At 39.2% G+C, this 14,195-nt stretch carries 18 protein-coding genes; 17 read left to right on the forward strand and 1 reads right to left on the reverse strand.

The genetic code is table 11. The features are described from left to right. The first annotated feature begins 29 nt into the window (after window positions 1-29). The 11 genes from ABES02_RS17835 (at window position 30) to ABES02_RS17885 (ending at window position 9,269) form a co-directional block, all read left to right on the forward strand. Complete coding sequence (locus ABES02_RS17835; RefSeq protein WP_430137720.1) at window positions 30-296, forward strand: IreB family regulatory phosphoprotein; 267 nt, start codon at window positions 30-32, stop codon at window positions 294-296. A 3-nt stretch (window positions 297-299) separates the two neighbouring features. Next, window positions 300-716 (forward strand): Holliday junction resolvase RuvX, encoded by a 417-nt coding sequence (gene ruvX, locus ABES02_RS17840; protein WP_430137723.1) that lies wholly within the window; start codon window positions 300-302, stop codon window positions 714-716. Window positions 717-728: 12 nt separating this feature from the next. Beyond that, window positions 729-1,019, forward strand: a complete 291-nt coding sequence (locus ABES02_RS17845) for a DUF1292 domain-containing protein (RefSeq protein ID WP_430137726.1) — start codon at window positions 729-731, stop codon at window positions 1,017-1,019. Between the two features lie 178 nt (window positions 1,020-1,197). Beyond that, entirely contained in the window at window positions 1,198-2,334 is a 1,137-nt protein-coding gene (gene mltG / locus ABES02_RS17850; RefSeq protein ID WP_430137729.1) for an endolytic transglycosylase MltG, read from the forward strand. A 243-nt stretch (window positions 2,335-2,577) separates the two neighbouring features. Then, window positions 2,578-3,228 (forward strand): O-methyltransferase, encoded by a 651-nt coding sequence (locus tag ABES02_RS17855; RefSeq protein WP_430137732.1) that lies wholly within the window; start codon window positions 2,578-2,580, stop codon window positions 3,226-3,228. Continuing rightward, complete coding sequence (locus ABES02_RS17860) at window positions 3,225-4,154, forward strand: peptidase U32 family protein (RefSeq protein WP_430137735.1); 930 nt, start codon at window positions 3,225-3,227, stop codon at window positions 4,152-4,154. The genes ABES02_RS17855 and ABES02_RS17860 overlap by 4 nt, the downstream gene beginning before the upstream one ends. A gap of 18 nt (window positions 4,155-4,172) precedes the next feature. Then, window positions 4,173-5,444 carry a peptidase U32 family protein gene (locus ABES02_RS17865; RefSeq protein WP_430137738.1) on the forward strand — a complete coding sequence of 424 codons (1,272 nt, stop codon included), beginning with the start codon at window positions 4,173-4,175 and terminating at the stop codon, window positions 5,442-5,444. Between the two features lies 1 nt (window position 5,445). Then, window positions 5,446-6,081, forward strand: a complete 636-nt coding sequence (gene udk / locus ABES02_RS17870; protein WP_430137882.1) for a uridine kinase — start codon at window positions 5,446-5,448, stop codon at window positions 6,079-6,081. 169 nt (window positions 6,082-6,250) lie between these two features. Continuing rightward, a complete protein-coding gene (gene greA, locus ABES02_RS17875) occupies window positions 6,251-6,727 on the forward strand; it encodes a transcription elongation factor GreA (RefSeq protein WP_430137740.1) in 477 nt (158 codons plus the stop codon). Between the two features lie 48 nt (window positions 6,728-6,775). Next, window positions 6,776-8,536 carry a peptidoglycan D,D-transpeptidase FtsI family protein gene (locus ABES02_RS17880; protein WP_430137743.1) on the forward strand — a complete coding sequence of 587 codons (1,761 nt, stop codon included), beginning with the start codon at window positions 6,776-6,778 and terminating at the stop codon, window positions 8,534-8,536. Window positions 8,537-8,615: 79 nt separating this feature from the next. After that, window positions 8,616-9,269, forward strand: coding sequence for a YrrS family protein (locus tag ABES02_RS17885; protein ID WP_430137746.1), 654 nt, complete (start codon window positions 8,616-8,618; stop codon window positions 9,267-9,269). 214 nt (window positions 9,270-9,483) lie between these two features. Here ABES02_RS17885 and ABES02_RS17890 read toward each other — a convergent pair whose 3' ends face one another. Beyond that, entirely contained in the window at window positions 9,484-9,693 is a 210-nt protein-coding gene (locus ABES02_RS17890) for a DUF2536 family protein (protein ID WP_430137749.1), read from the reverse strand. A gap of 280 nt (window positions 9,694-9,973) precedes the next feature. Here ABES02_RS17890 and mtnN point away from each other — a divergent pair, with 280 nt between their 5' ends. The 6 genes from mtnN to ABES02_RS17920 all read left to right on the forward strand — a co-directional run bounded on the left by mtnN (window position 9,974) and on the right by ABES02_RS17920 (window position 13,898). Beyond that, the gene (mtnN, locus tag ABES02_RS17895; RefSeq protein WP_430137752.1) at window positions 9,974-10,669 is read left to right on the forward strand and encodes a 5'-methylthioadenosine/S-adenosylhomocysteine nucleosidase; all 696 of its coding nucleotides are present in this window, start codon (window positions 9,974-9,976) and stop codon (window positions 10,667-10,669) included. An 18-nt stretch (window positions 10,670-10,687) separates the two neighbouring features. Beyond that, a complete protein-coding gene (locus ABES02_RS17900) occupies window positions 10,688-11,611 on the forward strand; it encodes a PLP-dependent cysteine synthase family protein (RefSeq protein ID WP_430137755.1) in 924 nt (307 codons plus the stop codon). A 1-nt stretch (window position 11,612) separates the two neighbouring features. Further along, window positions 11,613-12,746, forward strand: a complete 1,134-nt coding sequence (locus tag ABES02_RS17905) for a bifunctional cystathionine gamma-lyase/homocysteine desulfhydrase (RefSeq protein WP_430137758.1) — start codon at window positions 11,613-11,615, stop codon at window positions 12,744-12,746. A gap of 141 nt (window positions 12,747-12,887) precedes the next feature. Beyond that, window positions 12,888-13,148 (forward strand): YrhC family protein, encoded by a 261-nt coding sequence (locus ABES02_RS17910; RefSeq protein WP_430137760.1) that lies wholly within the window; start codon window positions 12,888-12,890, stop codon window positions 13,146-13,148. Between the two features lie 430 nt (window positions 13,149-13,578). Further along, the gene (locus ABES02_RS17915; RefSeq protein WP_430137763.1) at window positions 13,579-13,719 is read left to right on the forward strand and encodes a YrzI family small protein; all 141 of its coding nucleotides are present in this window, start codon (window positions 13,579-13,581) and stop codon (window positions 13,717-13,719) included. Window positions 13,720-13,757: 38 nt separating this feature from the next. Beyond that, window positions 13,758-13,898: a YrzI family small protein gene (locus ABES02_RS17920; RefSeq protein WP_430137766.1), complete on the forward strand. Its 141-nt coding sequence runs from the start codon at window positions 13,758-13,760 to the stop codon at window positions 13,896-13,898. Window positions 13,899-14,195 lie beyond the last annotated feature (297 nt).

Raw genomic sequence — 14,195 nt, forward strand, 5'->3', positions numbered from 1 at the left:
TAGAAAAGCGGAAAAACGAGGTGCATGAAATGAGCTCATTTGACAAAACGATGAGATTTAATTTTCCTGAAGAGCCGTTTGAACATGATGTAAATGATGTTCTTTTTCAAGTATATGAGGCATTAAATGAAAAAGGGTATAACCCCATCAATCAAATAGTGGGTTACCTTTTATCTGGAGATCCTGCCTACATTCCACGTCATCGCGATGCTCGCAATATTATTCGTAAGCTTGAACGGGACGAAATCATTGAGGAATTAGTCAAATCCTATCTAAAACAACAGCGAGAGGGTTAATAAATGCGGGTAATGGGTTTAGATGTAGGCTCCAAAACGGTTGGCATTGCCCTAAGTGATGAACTGGGGTGGACCGCACAGGGCCTCAAAACACTCAAAATCAATGAAGAAAGAAAACAGTTTGGTTTTGAGGAAATTGGTCAATTAATAAAAGAGTATCAAGTAGAGAAAGTTGTTATTGGATTGCCGAAAAATATGAACGGTACGATTGGACCGCGCGGCGAAGCTAGCAAGCAATTTGCAGAGGAAATTGAAAACCAATTTTCCGTCCCAACCGTTTTATGGGACGAGCGCCTGACAACGATGGCAGCTGAACGTGTATTGCTTGAAGCAGATGTTAGTCGAAAAAAGCGCAAAAAAGTAATCGATAAAATGGCAGCCGTAATGATCCTTCAAGGCTATCTTGATAGTAAAAACTAATGAGGTGAAATAATGGAACACGGAGAAAACCAAATTACAATTGTAGATGATGAAGGAAACGAGCAATTATGTGAAGTGCTTTTTACCTTTGAATCAGAAGAATTCGGAAAGTCATATGTCTTGTTTACTCCTGTTGGTGAGTTTGATGAGGATGAAGAAGGTCCTGAAATTCATGCATATGCATTTAACCCAACCGACGAAGGTGGCGATGGCGAATTAATGCCGATTGAAACCGATGAGGAATGGGATATGGTTGAAGAAATGTTGAATACCTTCTATGAAGAGCAAGAAGACGAAGAATAAGATCGATGAAACCAGCTATTAATAGCTGGTTTTTTTTTTTTGAAAAAAACTCCACCAGACGACAATTTGAGTGTAAAATTGACATTTTTCTTACTATGTGCTGAAATAAAATACGAGTGTCCTTTTGTAAACTAAAAGTATTTTGCAAAAATAATGTCAAGTGTAAAGGGGGAGCAGGATGACAACTAACGATAAAGACACAAAAAAAGATGTTATTCGTAAAAAAATGCTCGAGCATCAAAGTGAAGCAAAGGTTGTTCGAAAAATTGTCCTAATTATTTCTATTTTAGTAGTACTATTTATTTTGTTAGTTGGTGGCGGAGGCTATCTCTACATAAAGTCAGCAATGAAACCCGTTGACCCAAAAAGTATGCTTCAGAAAAAAGTTGATATTCCAATTGGCTCATCTGTGACAGGTATTGCTGTAACATTAGAAAAGAATGGGATTATAAAAGATGCAAAGGTATTTAAGTATTATGTAAAACTAAAAAATGAAGGCGGATTTATGGCTGGTGAATATCAATTAAGTCCTTCAATGGACGTCCAAGAAATCGTCAGTCGCTTAAAGACGGGAAAAGTACTGGCACTGGCTAGCTTTAAAATCACCATTCCAGAGGGAAAACAACTGAAGGAAATTGCGGCAATAATAGCTGCAGCAACAAAACAAAATGAAGCAGATATTTTCAATAAATTAAATGATAAAGCATTTATTAAAGACCTGATGGCGAAATATCCAGATATTTTAACCGAGGAAATTATGAATCCAACTATAAAATATCCACTAGAGGGATATTTATACCCGGCCACCTATCCATTTTATAAGCCGAACCCTACCGTTACAGAAATGGTCACAGCGATGCTGGACAAAACTCGAACTGTTCTTTCAGATTATACCGAAGAGAGCAAGGATAAAAAATTAACCGTTCACCAACTGTTAACGATGGCTTCATTAGTAGAAGAGGAAGCAACCGATAAGGCTGACCGGAAGACGATTTCGAGTGTTTTTTATAATCGCATGAAAAAAGGGATGCCGCTGCAAACTGATCCAACCGTCCTATATGCACAAGGCAAACACAAAGAAAAGGTTTTATATAAGGATTTAGAAGTGAGTTCTCCTTACAATACTTATAAAAATAAAGGGTTGCCGCCAGGTCCGATTGGCAATGCTGGAAGAATATCGATTGAAGCGGCGTTAAATCCTGAAAAGACGGATTATTATTATTTCTTGGCCACGGCTGACGGAGATGTTCTTTTCACCAAAACTCTTGAAGAACACAATAAATTAAAAGCAGAGCATATTTCCAGTAAAAAATAATCATCACAATGGGGAAATGTTAGCATTCCCCCTTTTTTTATGGTAAAATAGTTCAGGTGTTGAATAAGAAATTTATAGCGTAACTCACAGTAAGGGAACTTGGGGCAGTTTTTTGTCGCACAAATACGAATCGGGTTGAGAAATGTTTGGCTCGTGACGTCATTTTCTGTGAACGCTATTTTTTCATGTCTAAAGAGCATTATTTTGGCTAAAATGCTTTTATAGAATTGAGGTGAAGGCAGCTTGTTAAATGAGAAGCTGCATTTTTATATAGAAGGATTAATTCAAGAACGAAATCCATTGTTAACGGAAATGGAGAGCTATGCTGAAATTCACAAAGTTCCCATTATGGAAATTGCCGGAATTGAAGCACTGCTGCAATTGCTGCGCATCCAAAATTCAAAGAAGATTCTTGAAGTCGGGACGGCTATCGGCTATTCTGCCTTAAGAATGGCAAATGCCCTTCCGGATTCACAAATTGTTACGATTGAACGGGATGAGGAACGAATTCAAGCAGCCAAAGATTTCATTAAGCGGTCGGAGCATGCTCATCAAATAACTTTGGTTGAAGGTGATGCCCTCGAGGTGGAGGAGATTGTCAACAAGTTTGCTCCCTACGATACCGTTTTCATCGACGCTGCTAAAGGGCAATATAAAAAGTTTTTTGAAATTTATTCCAAACATCTTAGTGATGACGGAATGATTATAACCGATAATGTTTTATTTAAAGGACTTGTTGCTGAAGAGGAGATTGAATCGAAAAGGGTTCGCAATCTTGTTAAGAAAATTAATGAGTTTAACCATTGGTTAACGCAGCATCCAGATTATGATTCGGTTATTCTGCCTGTCGGGGACGGAGTCGCGATTAGCAAAAGAAGAGGTGAGAGGAAATGAAAAAGCCAGAATTACTTGTAACACCAACGTCAGTTGATGATATTTTACCATTAGTAGAAGCGGGTGCCGATGCCTTTGTGGTAGGAGAACAGCGATACGGATTACGGCTTGCCGGTGAATTTAGTCGAGAAGACGTGAAGAAAGCAATTGAACTGGCACACTCTAAAGGGAAAAAGGTATATGTCGCAATGAATGCTATTTTTCATAATGAGAAAATAGCTGAATTGGACAACTATATTCGATTTGCCGCTGATGAGAAGGCCGATGCCATTATTTTCGGCGATCCTGCTGTTTTAATGACTGCTAGAGAAGTAGCACCGGAGATGAAGCTACACTGGAATACTGAGACAACCGGAACCAACTGGTTTACATGTAACTATTGGGGTACTAAGGGTGCGAAAAGATCTGTTTTAGCACGTGAGATTAACATGGATGCCATTGTTGAAATAAAAGAACATGCTGAAGTAGAAATCGAAATACAGGTTCATGGTATGAGTTGTATGTTCCAGTCAAAGCGGTCGCTTCTTGGTAACTATTACGAGTACCAAGGAAAAGTGATGGAAATCGAAAACCGCAACATGGATAAAAATATGTTCTTGCATGATAAAGAACGTGGTAATAAATATCCAATTTTTGAAGATGAAAACGGGACACATATAATGAGCCCTAACGATATTTGTATCCTTGATGAGCTTCAAGAAATGTTAGAAGCCGGTGTGGACTCTTTTAAAATCGATGGTATTTTAAAAAGCCCAGAATACATTATTGCTGTGACAAAGGCTTATCGGGAAGCCATTGATCTTTTTGTGGAAGATCCAGACGCTTATGAGGATAAAAAGGACGAGCTGCTAGCGGCTATTGAAGAAATTCAGCCTACGAATCGTCCATTAGATACAGGGTTCTATTTTAAAGAAACAGTTTACTAAAACGGGAGGGGTTCAACTGTGAATACAGTAAAAGATAAGATTTCTGAAATCATTGATGGAAAACGTGTCATTGTGAAGAAGCCGGAACTCCTTGCTCCAGCAGGCAATCTTGAAAAATTGAAAATTGCTGTTCAGTATGGCGCAGATGCCGTCTTTATTGGAGGCCAGGAATATGGTCTTCGTTCGAATGCCGATAACTTTACCTTCGAAGAAATGAAAGAAGGTGTGGAATTCGCTAAAAAATATGGTGCAAAGATTTATGTGACAACCAATATTTTTGCCCATAATGAAAACATTGACGGGTTAGAGGAATATATTCTTGGCTTGAAGGAAACGGGTATTGCTGGTATTATTGTTGCCGACCCGCTAATTATCGAGACATGCCGCCGGTTGGCACCTGAGATTGAAATCCATATTAGTACACAGCAATCACTTTCCAATTGGAAAGCTGCTCAATTTTGGAAAGAAGCAGGTGCAGTACGTGTCGTATTAGCCCGTGAGGTAGGAGCAGAAGAAATTAGAGAGATGAAGGAAAAGGTCGATGTAGAAATCGAAACTTTTGTTCACGGTGCAATGTGTATTGCTTATTCCGGACGTTGTACGTTAAGCAACCACATGACAGCAAGGGATTCTAACCGTGGTGGCTGTTGTCAATCATGCCGCTGGGATTATGACCTTTATCAACTAGAAGGCAGTAAAAACGAGGTACCACTTTATGCTGAAGGTGACGCTCCGTTTGCCATGAGCCCTAAGGATTTAAATTTAATTCAGGCCATTCCACAAATGATTGAGCTAGGTATCGATAGCTTGAAAATTGAAGGACGGATGAAATCAATTCATTATATTGCTACTGTCGTTAGTGTTTATCGTAAAGTGATTGACGCTTACTGTGCTGACCCAGAGAATTTTGTGATTCAGCGTGAATGGTTGGCAGAACTTGATAAATGTGCAAATCGTGAGACGGCGCCAGCGTTTTTTGAAGGTATTCCAGGGTATAATGAGCAAATGTTTGGTAATCATAGCAAGAAGACAAAGTTTGAATTTGTTGGTCTTGTATTAGATTATAACGAAGAAACACAAATCGTAACCCTGCAACAAAGGAACCATTTTAAACCGGGTGATGAAGTGGAGTTCTTCGGACCGGAAATTCAAAACTTTACTCATGTCATTGATAAAATTTGGGATAAAAAAGGTATTGAACTGGATGCAGCTAGACATCCACTTCAGATTGTACAATTTAAATTGGACAAACCGGTGTACCCTAACAACATGATGCGAAAGGAGAACTAGAATAATGCGCAAGCCCGTTGTTATTGGTGTAACCGGCGGCTCCGGTTCGGGAAAAACCAGTGTTACTAAAGCGATTTATGAAAGCTTTAAGGGTCATTCCATTTTGATGCTTGAGCAGGATTACTATTATAAGGATCAAAGTGATTTGCCATTTGAGGAACGGTTAAAAACGAACTATGACCACCCATTGGCATTTGATAACGATTTATTAATTGCACATATTGAACAGCTTTTACGCTTTGAACCGATTGAAAAGCCTGTTTATGATTACTCCCAGCATACTCGTTCTGATGAAGTCATCCATGTTGAACCAAAGGATGTGATCATCTTAGAAGGAATCTTAGTTCTTGAAGATGAGCGTCTCCGCAATTTAATGGACATTAAATTGTACGTTGATACGGATGCTGATTTACGGATTATCCGCAGGATGCAGCGTGACATCCAGGAACGCGGAAGAACGCTAGATTCCGTTATCGATCAATACGTGAATGTCGTTCGGCCAATGCATAATCAATTTATTGAACCAACTAAGCGTTATGCAGATGTTATCATCCCTGAAGGCGGCCATAATCACGTTGCAATCGATTTAATGGTAACAAAAATTCAAACAATTCTTGAACAAAAGTCATTTTTATGAAACAATAGCAAAAGAATGACTAAAAAAATCCAAATTGGATAAATATCTTTCCGCGCGCCCTTTTTTTCAAGGACGCGCTGATATGTATTGTGCCGAATGGCATAATATCTACATACATTACAAGCACAATTCTAATGGGGGATTGTGAAGACTAGAAGGAGTGAGGGTTTTGGCTACTGAGAAAGTATTCCCAATGACACAGGCAGGTAAGGACAAACTTGTACAAGAGCTAGATTATTTAAAATCCGTGAAGCGTAAAGAAGTGGTAGAAAGAATTAAAATCGCACGTAGCTTTGGAGATTTATCTGAAAACTCTGAGTACGATTCTGCAAAAGAAGAGCAAGCTTTTGTTGAAGGAAGAATTACCACTTTAGAAAATATGATTCGCAACGCTAAGATTATCGAAGAAGGGGAATTAGCCGGCGACTCTGTTACTTTAGGAAGCTCGGTTACCTTTGTAGAGCTCCCAGATGGAGAAGAAGAAACCTATACAATTGTCGGAAGTGCTGAGGCAGATCCGTTTGAAGGTAAAATTTCCAACGATTCTCCGATCGCTAAAAGCCTTTTTGGTAAAAAGGTTGGAGATCAAGTATCAGTTCAAACGCCTGGCGGCGAAATGAGCGTCCGTATCGTTTCCATTAAATAATGTTTGAAATAAGAAAACCTCGTCAAAACTTTTGACGAGGTGTTTTTTATGTGGAGAAAACGCGCAATTGGCTGGCTATTTATTAGCTTAATCGGTTTAATGTTCCTTTTAGGCCGCTTAATGCAAATACAATTATTTGAAACAGAAACCTTTTCTAAACATAATGTTAATTTACTTGAGGAAAGTGTCAAACAAAGAACCCAAGAATTAGTGATTGATAATGGAAGAGGGAATTTCCTTGATCGGAACGGAACGATGCTAACCCATAAAACAATGTCGGTGCTGGTCCTGTTCCCATTTTTAAAAAAGATGGATTGGAAAGTTAATCAGGTTGCGGACATAACCGGGATTCCTGTGAATTTTTTAAAAAATGCAGTAACAGGGGCAAAGAAGCCATTTGCCTATGGTGATCCGGAACCTGTTGAACTAACAAGTGCACAAATGGAAAAGATCAATGCCTTAAAGATTCCTGGCGTATTTGCGATTGAAAAAAAGTTTGAACGCAAAGAAGTTCCGGCCGAGCAATTGATTGGATTAACAGGAGAAAACGCGAAAGAATTACAGAAACGTTATCCTAACAAAGAATTATCAGAGAAAACCTTAATTGGTGTTTCGGGACTTGAGGAAAGCTTTGATGAGTTTCTCCTGCCAGAGGGGAAATCAAAACTTGTTTACCATGTTGATGGCGGCGGTGCTCCGTTGTTTGGTATCAATGTGAAATATGTTGACCCTGCCAATCCCTATTATCCAGTAAATGTTCGAACTACAATCGATAAAAGCTTGCAGCAAAAAGCCGAGCAATTAGTTGATAAGTATCAAATAAAAAAAGGTGGCTTAGTTCTCCTTGATATTCAGGATAATAGTGTGCTGGCAATGGTATCACGTCCAACAATTAATGAAAAAGACCCATACAATGGTACGGGAATTACGAATATAATGTTAAAGCAACAAATCATGGGTTCGGTTTTTAAGACAGTGGTTGCGGCTGCCTCTATCGATCAAAATCTTGACGACCCGACGCGGCAATTCGATTGCAGTAAAAAGATAAATGGCAAGCCTGAACTGAAATATAATTATGGCATGCTGAATTTTTCCGATAGCTTTGCAAGAAGTTGCAATCGAACATTTGGTGAGCTTGCAAGGGAATTACAAAAAATGAATCCCAACCTTTTAGAAGAATACGCAGCAAAATTGTCTTTGACTGGCTCTGTTGGCTGGCAGGGGGATATATATCATACTAGTGATTTCAAGCAACTTCCCGATGAAGATACGGGTAGAGTGTTTGTGTCTGATGAGGCTAGAAAAGATTCGAATTTCGCGGCCATGTCAGGAATTGGCCAACATGAAGTTCGATCCACTCCTTTAGCCGTAGCCAATATGATGGCCACGATTGCTAGAGGCGGTAAAAAGGAAATGGTTAGAGCGGTGTCCAAAATCGAATATAAAAATGGCACGACCATGGTTGATTTTAATGAAAAAGACATAAAGGGAGGCACTATTTCACCATATACTGCAATGAAGTTGCAAAAATTGCTACGTGAGGTCGTTCTAAACCCAAATGGGACAGGCAGATGGTTTAAAGATTTACCATTTGAGGTAGCAGGGAAATCTGGAACCGCGGAAACAGGAAAATATAAAGATGGTAAGCAATTGCATAATAAGTGGTTTGCCGGCTATTTCCCGTATCAAAATCCGAAGTATGCGTTAGTTGCGGTGAATTTAGATGTCTTGGATAGCGAAGGCGGGGTTAATTTGTTATTTGCAGATATGGTTAAAATGCTCTATGAAAAAGATAAAGGGATGGAGTAGCGGAAGGTTTTTCCTTTAAAATTATCGTCAAATCGTGTTAGAATATTGAGAGCCTTATTTATTGGGAGAGTGATACAAGTTGAGTAACGATCTGAATCAAAATTCACGTTCTGGTTTCCGTGCCAAGAGAAAAAAGACGAACATCGTCTTAAATAGTTTAATTATCATTGTACTGCTTTTAATCATTTTTGTGGCTTACAATATTTTTGCTTCCGGCGACGATAATGTGGCGGAGCCAAAGAAGGACACTCAAACAACTGAACAGAAACAAAAAGTTGTAAAAGAGAAAAAAGAAGAGAAGGTTTCTAAAAAGGAAGAGGAAACATCTCAAGCTGAAAATACAGAAGATGAGAATCAAAGTGAAGAAGCAACAACGAGTGAAAAACCCGATGAGTCCCAAGCCGTTGTTACTGAAGGCGGAAGTTCATCCGATGTCTCGCAATCAGTTGAAAATCCTTCATGGAAGCCTGTCGGCACAACCCAATCAGGTGAACATACTCCGGTTTATGATGAAAATTCTGCAGATTGGCAGGAAATGCTAGCGGCAATGTCCTATGCAACAGGGATTGATAAAAGTAATATGACGGTATATTGGCTAGGCCGTGATAAATCAACGCAAAATGGCTCAGTTGGAACGATTGAATCAAAAGATCAAAAGCAAAAGTTTAGAGTTTATATTAAATGGGTGGATGGCCAAGGCTGGATGCCAACCAGAGTTGAACAACTGCAATGATGATAGGATGGGCCCAATAAGGGTTCCATTCTATTTTTTTAGGCTGTGTTAATGGTAAATGTTGATCTTTTGATTCTGTTGATTGGAGCGTAAGGCACGAAGACTCCTGCGGGAGTACGGAACAGGGGAGACCCCGCAGGAGCGAAGCGACGAGGAGGCTCCCCGTACCGCCCGCGGAAAGCGAAGTGCCTGGAGCGGAAATCAACATCCATGTCTAACACAGCCTTTTTTTAAAATGTACAACAGCAGAAAAATAGGTTTGTCCATTATCATTAACATGCATTTGATGAGAAACCGAATGAACCCCTAGCATAATCGCTTTATTTTCCTCAATCTGTGCCTCAATTTTCTTTTGTAATGTTTTAAGATTATTGGCCTCATAAAATTCAACTTTATCCTCAATTAGATCAAACTGAAAATTCATCAATCAAATCATCCTTTCTGTCAAATTATATTTTAGACATTTCATTACTTCTAAACAACGAAATTGTTGAAGAATATTGTGGAAAATGTTAAGTTGAGAGGTGGTAAAAAAGTGTTTGCGGATACGATGTATGAATCTGAGGAAGATTATAATAATGCAAACGTAGAAGTAAAAATAATGGCTTTCATAACCTGACAAAAGAATTGGAAACTGAATATTATACAACAATCCCATTTTTAAGGGAATGGAAGGCGTAAAACAATAAGAAAGAGGTCTAAAAATGAAAATTGCCATCATCGGAGCAATGGAAGAAGAAGTGACTCTGTTAAGAGACAATATTGAAGATCGTTCTCAGGAAACGGTTGCTGGCTGTGAATTTACGTTTGGAAAAATGCACGGTGCAGACGTAATCCTCCTGCGTTCTGGTATTGGAAAGGTAAATGCGGCTATGTCCACGACAATCCTGCTGGAAAAATATAAGCCAGATTGTATCATCAATACTGGATCCGCAGGCGGTCTTAATCCATCATTAAATGTTGGTGATGCCGTCATCTCAACAGAGGTTCGCCATCATGACGTAGATGTAACAGCGTTTGGTTATGAATACGGTCAGGTACCTCAGCTTCCAGCTGCCTTTTTAGCTGACGATAAATTAATTGGGGTAGCAGAAACAGCAGCAAAAGAACTTGATAAATTCCAAATCGTTAGAGGGCTAATAGCAACAGGTGACTCCTTTATGGAGGACCCAGCCCGCGTTGATTTTATCCGAGATAAATTTACCGACCTGCAAGCAGTTGAAATGGAAGCGGCTGCGATTGCCCAGGTAGCACATCGCTTTGGAGTTCCTTTTGTGATTATTCGTTCCCTTTCCGATATCGCTGGAAAAGAGTCAGAAATCTCATTTGATCAATTTATTGATAAAGCGGCAACCAATTCAGCGACGCTGGTGATGAAAATGGTGGCAGCCTTAAGATAGTGAATCAGGGGTGTTGAAATGAAGGTTTATAAGAACGTGCATGAATTAATTGGGCACACTCCAGTTGTTGAAATTACCCACTTTACATTACCTGAAGGCGTTCGCATTTTTGCGAAGCTGGAATTCATGAACCCCGGCGGGAGTGTCAAAGACAGACTTGGTCTAGAGCTTTTAAGAGATGCATTTGAAAGTGGAAGGCTGCAGGAGGGCGGAACGGTCATTGAGCCCACTGCAGGAAATACAGGTATTGGAGTGGCACTTGCTGCAATAAATAAAGGGATAAAAGTGATTTTTTGTGTACCGGAAAAATTCAGTATGGAAAAGCAAGAAATCATGAAAGCACTTGGAGCAAAGATCGTGAATACTCCAACAGAGCAAGGGATAAAAGGGGCCATTGCGAAGGCTCAGGAACTTTTAAAGGAAATCCCAGGATCTTTTTGTCCACAGCAATTTGCCAACCCGGCGAATCCGGAAACCTATTATAAAACAATGGGACCTGAAATTTGGGAACAATTGGACGGACAGATTGACATTTTTGTTGCTGGGGCGGGTTCGGGCGGAACCTTTATGGGGACTTCACGTTACTTAAAAGAGCAGAAGAAAGAGATTAAGACCGTTATCGTCGAACCGGAAGGCTCGATATTAAACGGAGGAAAATCGGGACCGCATAAAGCGGAGGGCATAGGGATGGAATTTTTGCCTCCGTTTATGGACACGGAATATTTTGATGCCATTCATACCGTAATGGATGTAGATTCCTTTCAGTTTGTAAAAGAACTTGCTGCAAAAGAAGGACTTCTTGTCGGCAGCTCTTCCGGCGCGGCTTTTTATGCAGCGCTTAAGGAAGCTGAGGCCGCTAAGAACGGAACCAATATTGTTGTTGTATTTCCTGACGGCAGTGAGCGGTATTTAAGCAAAAAGATTTTTGAAGGAGGCATTTAGTTTGAAAAGAAAAACGAAGTTAATTCATGGCGGCATAAGTGAAGATCCTGCGACTGGTGCAGTATCGTTCCCAATTTATCAAGTAAGCACCTATAAACAAGAAGGTGTTGGCGGACATAAGGGATTTGAATATTCTAGAACAGGAAACCCAACAAGAAATGCTCTGGAAGTGCTTATTAAAGATATAGAGGGTGGAACAGCCGGATTTGCATTTGGTTCAGGGATGGCTGCGATTACTGCGGTAATTATGCTGCTTAACAGTGGTGATCACGTTATTCTTACTGATGATGTGTACGGAGGAACTTTCCGTGTGATTACCAAAGTCCTTAATCGTTTCGGCATTGATGCTACTTTTGTCGATACAAGCAATTTAGACAATATCACGAGTGAAATTCGGCCAAACACTAAAGCCGTTTATATTGAAACACCGACAAATCCGTTATTAAAGGTGACTGATATTGAAGCTGCCGCGAAGCTTGCTAAAGAACATAATCTGTTAACGATTGTTGATAATACTTTTTCTACCCCATATTGGCAAAACCCGATTGAACTTGGAGCAGACATTGTCCTGCACAGCGCTACTAAATACATTGGCGGCCACAGTGATGTCGTTGCGGGGTTAGTTGTTGTTAACAGTGAAAAGCTGGCAGAAGACTTGCATTTCGTTCAAAATTCCACCGGCGGTGTATTAGGGCCTCAAGATTCATGGCTCTTAATTAGAGGAATTAAAACATTAGGCATTCGCATGGAAGAAACAGAATCCAATACGAAAGCTATTGTAGAGTTTTTACAAGGGCATTCTAAAGTGAAAAAGGTATTCTATCCAGGAATCGAAACTCATCCAAATCATGACATTGCCAAGAAGCAGTCAAGAGGCTTTGGCGGCATGGTATCGTTTGATGTTGGAAGTGGTGAGAATGCAGACCAACTGTTAAGCAAAATTAAATACTTTACATTAGCGGAGAGTCTCGGTGCAGTCGAAAGCTTAATTTCCGTTCCTGCAAGAATGACACATGCGTCCATTCCTACAGAGCGCAGAGCAGAATTAGGAATTACCGACGGATTAGTGCGCATCTCAGTAGGCCTAGAAGATGTCGAAGACCTCATCGAAGACTTATCACAAGCATTAGAATAGTGTAACGTTAAATAAGGTGTCAGGGACGATGTGGAAATTACACATCGTCCCTGACACCTTTTCTAATATTTACATACTGTTTATCTCTGCTTTCTGTGGTAGAGTAGGTTAGTAGATTTTAAGAAAAGCAGGTGATAGGTAGTGAAACAGCAATCGAAAATTCTTTTTGAAAAGATGGTTGATTTTAGACGGTTTGCACTGACTTTATTTGCTTTCGGTGTGTTTTTCTATTTAGGTTCAATTATTCCATATGCAGGAAAATCTGTAATGGATTTAAATATGATGATCCTTGCTTCCATGTCTTTTTTAGCTGTGTCTATTTTATTCTTTATTCAAGTAAAGCAATGTCAACTGAAGCTTATAGAGCTGGAAGACGGACAGGATAATTTCAAGGAAAAGTAAGTGTTCCCGATATATATCGGGAACACTTTTTTTGCGTTTCTAAAGGGCTATTTTATTATTTTTTATAAAAATTGTAAAAAAAAGGTTTACAAAGTATGGAAGCGTGGATATAATTACCGTAGCAAGTAAAATATTCCAAAGGAGGTCGAGTAAGATGAGATTCACATACATTAGCATGAAAACATCTAAATATTTGAATAACATGCATTCGACCAGAATGGAATGGATTGCTTAACCTTTTGTTACAATACATATCCATGCCGCAGGGAGAATGATGCCTTGCGGTATTTTTATGCCTACAAATGACTGGTCGCAGGGGACTATTTTTCTTGCGGCCTTTTTGTGCCCTTTTTACTCGCCGATTGGATATGTCTTGCATAAATTGAGAATGTTGCTGAATCGAAAAATGCTTTAAAGGAGGTGTTAAATCATGACCCTAAACTTAGTGTTCTTTTCGTTAACAATAAAAAAACGCAAACTGAATCTTGAAGAGGCAGTCCGTCAGGAAATGGTTGAAAAGCTGTATGAACAAAACAAAGATCGTCAAATTTCCATGTACCATTTAAGGTAGAACCACGAAAAAGTTTATAGGAAAGGATGTGATTAATAATGACCTTAAATATATTATTTTTCTCGATTACAATAAAAAAACGAAATATGAGTCTTGAAGAAGCTGTCCATCAGGAAATGGTTGAAAAGTTGTATGAACAAAATAAAGATCGTCAAATTTCCATGCATCGTCTTATGTAATCAATAAAAAATCTAAACAACAGAAAGGTGGTTTTACAGATGATTTTTCTAATGCAAGGTCGAGGAGCAAGCTTATGGGGTATGAAAGATACCACCTAGCTGACTGAAAAAATAGGAGGTAATCGTTATGCCGCTGCATATTTTATTATTATCGCTAATCTTTAGATCAAAGAAAAAATGATATCATAATTCATTTATTTTGCTAATAGCTGGTATTGTTTGTTAACAAAATGTTCACATCTCATAAAGATAGTTACTGTGAAAATATGATAAATTCAATGTAGAAAGAGCAGATCT

It is taken from the genome of Neobacillus pocheonensis (assembly GCF_050477905.1).
GTDB classification, from domain to species: Bacteria; Bacillota; Bacilli; order Bacillales; family Cytobacillaceae; genus Neobacillus; species Neobacillus pocheonensis_A.

What these genes read in the sequence shown, in the direction of transcription:
- ruvX (WP_430137723.1), top strand. Translation starts at nt 300, where the DNA reads ATGCGGGTAATGGGTTTAGATGTAGGCTCCAAAACGGTTGGCATTGCC.
- ABES02_RS17835 (WP_430137720.1), top strand. Translation starts at nt 30, where the DNA reads ATGAGCTCATTTGACAAAACGATGAGATTTAATTTTCCTGAAGAGCCG.
- mltG (WP_430137729.1), top strand. Translation starts at nt 1,198, where the DNA reads ATGACAACTAACGATAAAGACACAAAAAAAGATGTTATTCGTAAAAAA.
- ABES02_RS17900 (WP_430137755.1), top strand. Translation starts at nt 10,688, where the DNA reads ATGAAGGTTTATAAGAACGTGCATGAATTAATTGGGCACACTCCAGTT.
- ABES02_RS17845 (WP_430137726.1), top strand. Translation starts at nt 729, where the DNA reads ATGGAACACGGAGAAAACCAAATTACAATTGTAGATGATGAAGGAAAC.
- ABES02_RS17860 (WP_430137735.1), top strand. Translation starts at nt 3,225, where the DNA reads ATGAAAAAGCCAGAATTACTTGTAACACCAACGTCAGTTGATGATATT.
- ABES02_RS17920 (WP_430137766.1), top strand. Translation starts at nt 13,758, where the DNA reads ATGACCTTAAATATATTATTTTTCTCGATTACAATAAAAAAACGAAAT.
- ABES02_RS17880 (WP_430137743.1), top strand. Translation starts at nt 6,776, where the DNA reads ATGTGGAGAAAACGCGCAATTGGCTGGCTATTTATTAGCTTAATCGGT.
- ABES02_RS17915 (WP_430137763.1), top strand. Translation starts at nt 13,579, where the DNA reads ATGACCCTAAACTTAGTGTTCTTTTCGTTAACAATAAAAAAACGCAAA.
- ABES02_RS17890 (WP_430137749.1), bottom strand. Translation starts at nt 9,693, where the DNA reads ATGAATTTTCAGTTTGATCTAATTGAGGATAAAGTTGAATTTTATGAG.
- mtnN (WP_430137752.1), top strand. Translation starts at nt 9,974, where the DNA reads ATGAAAATTGCCATCATCGGAGCAATGGAAGAAGAAGTGACTCTGTTA.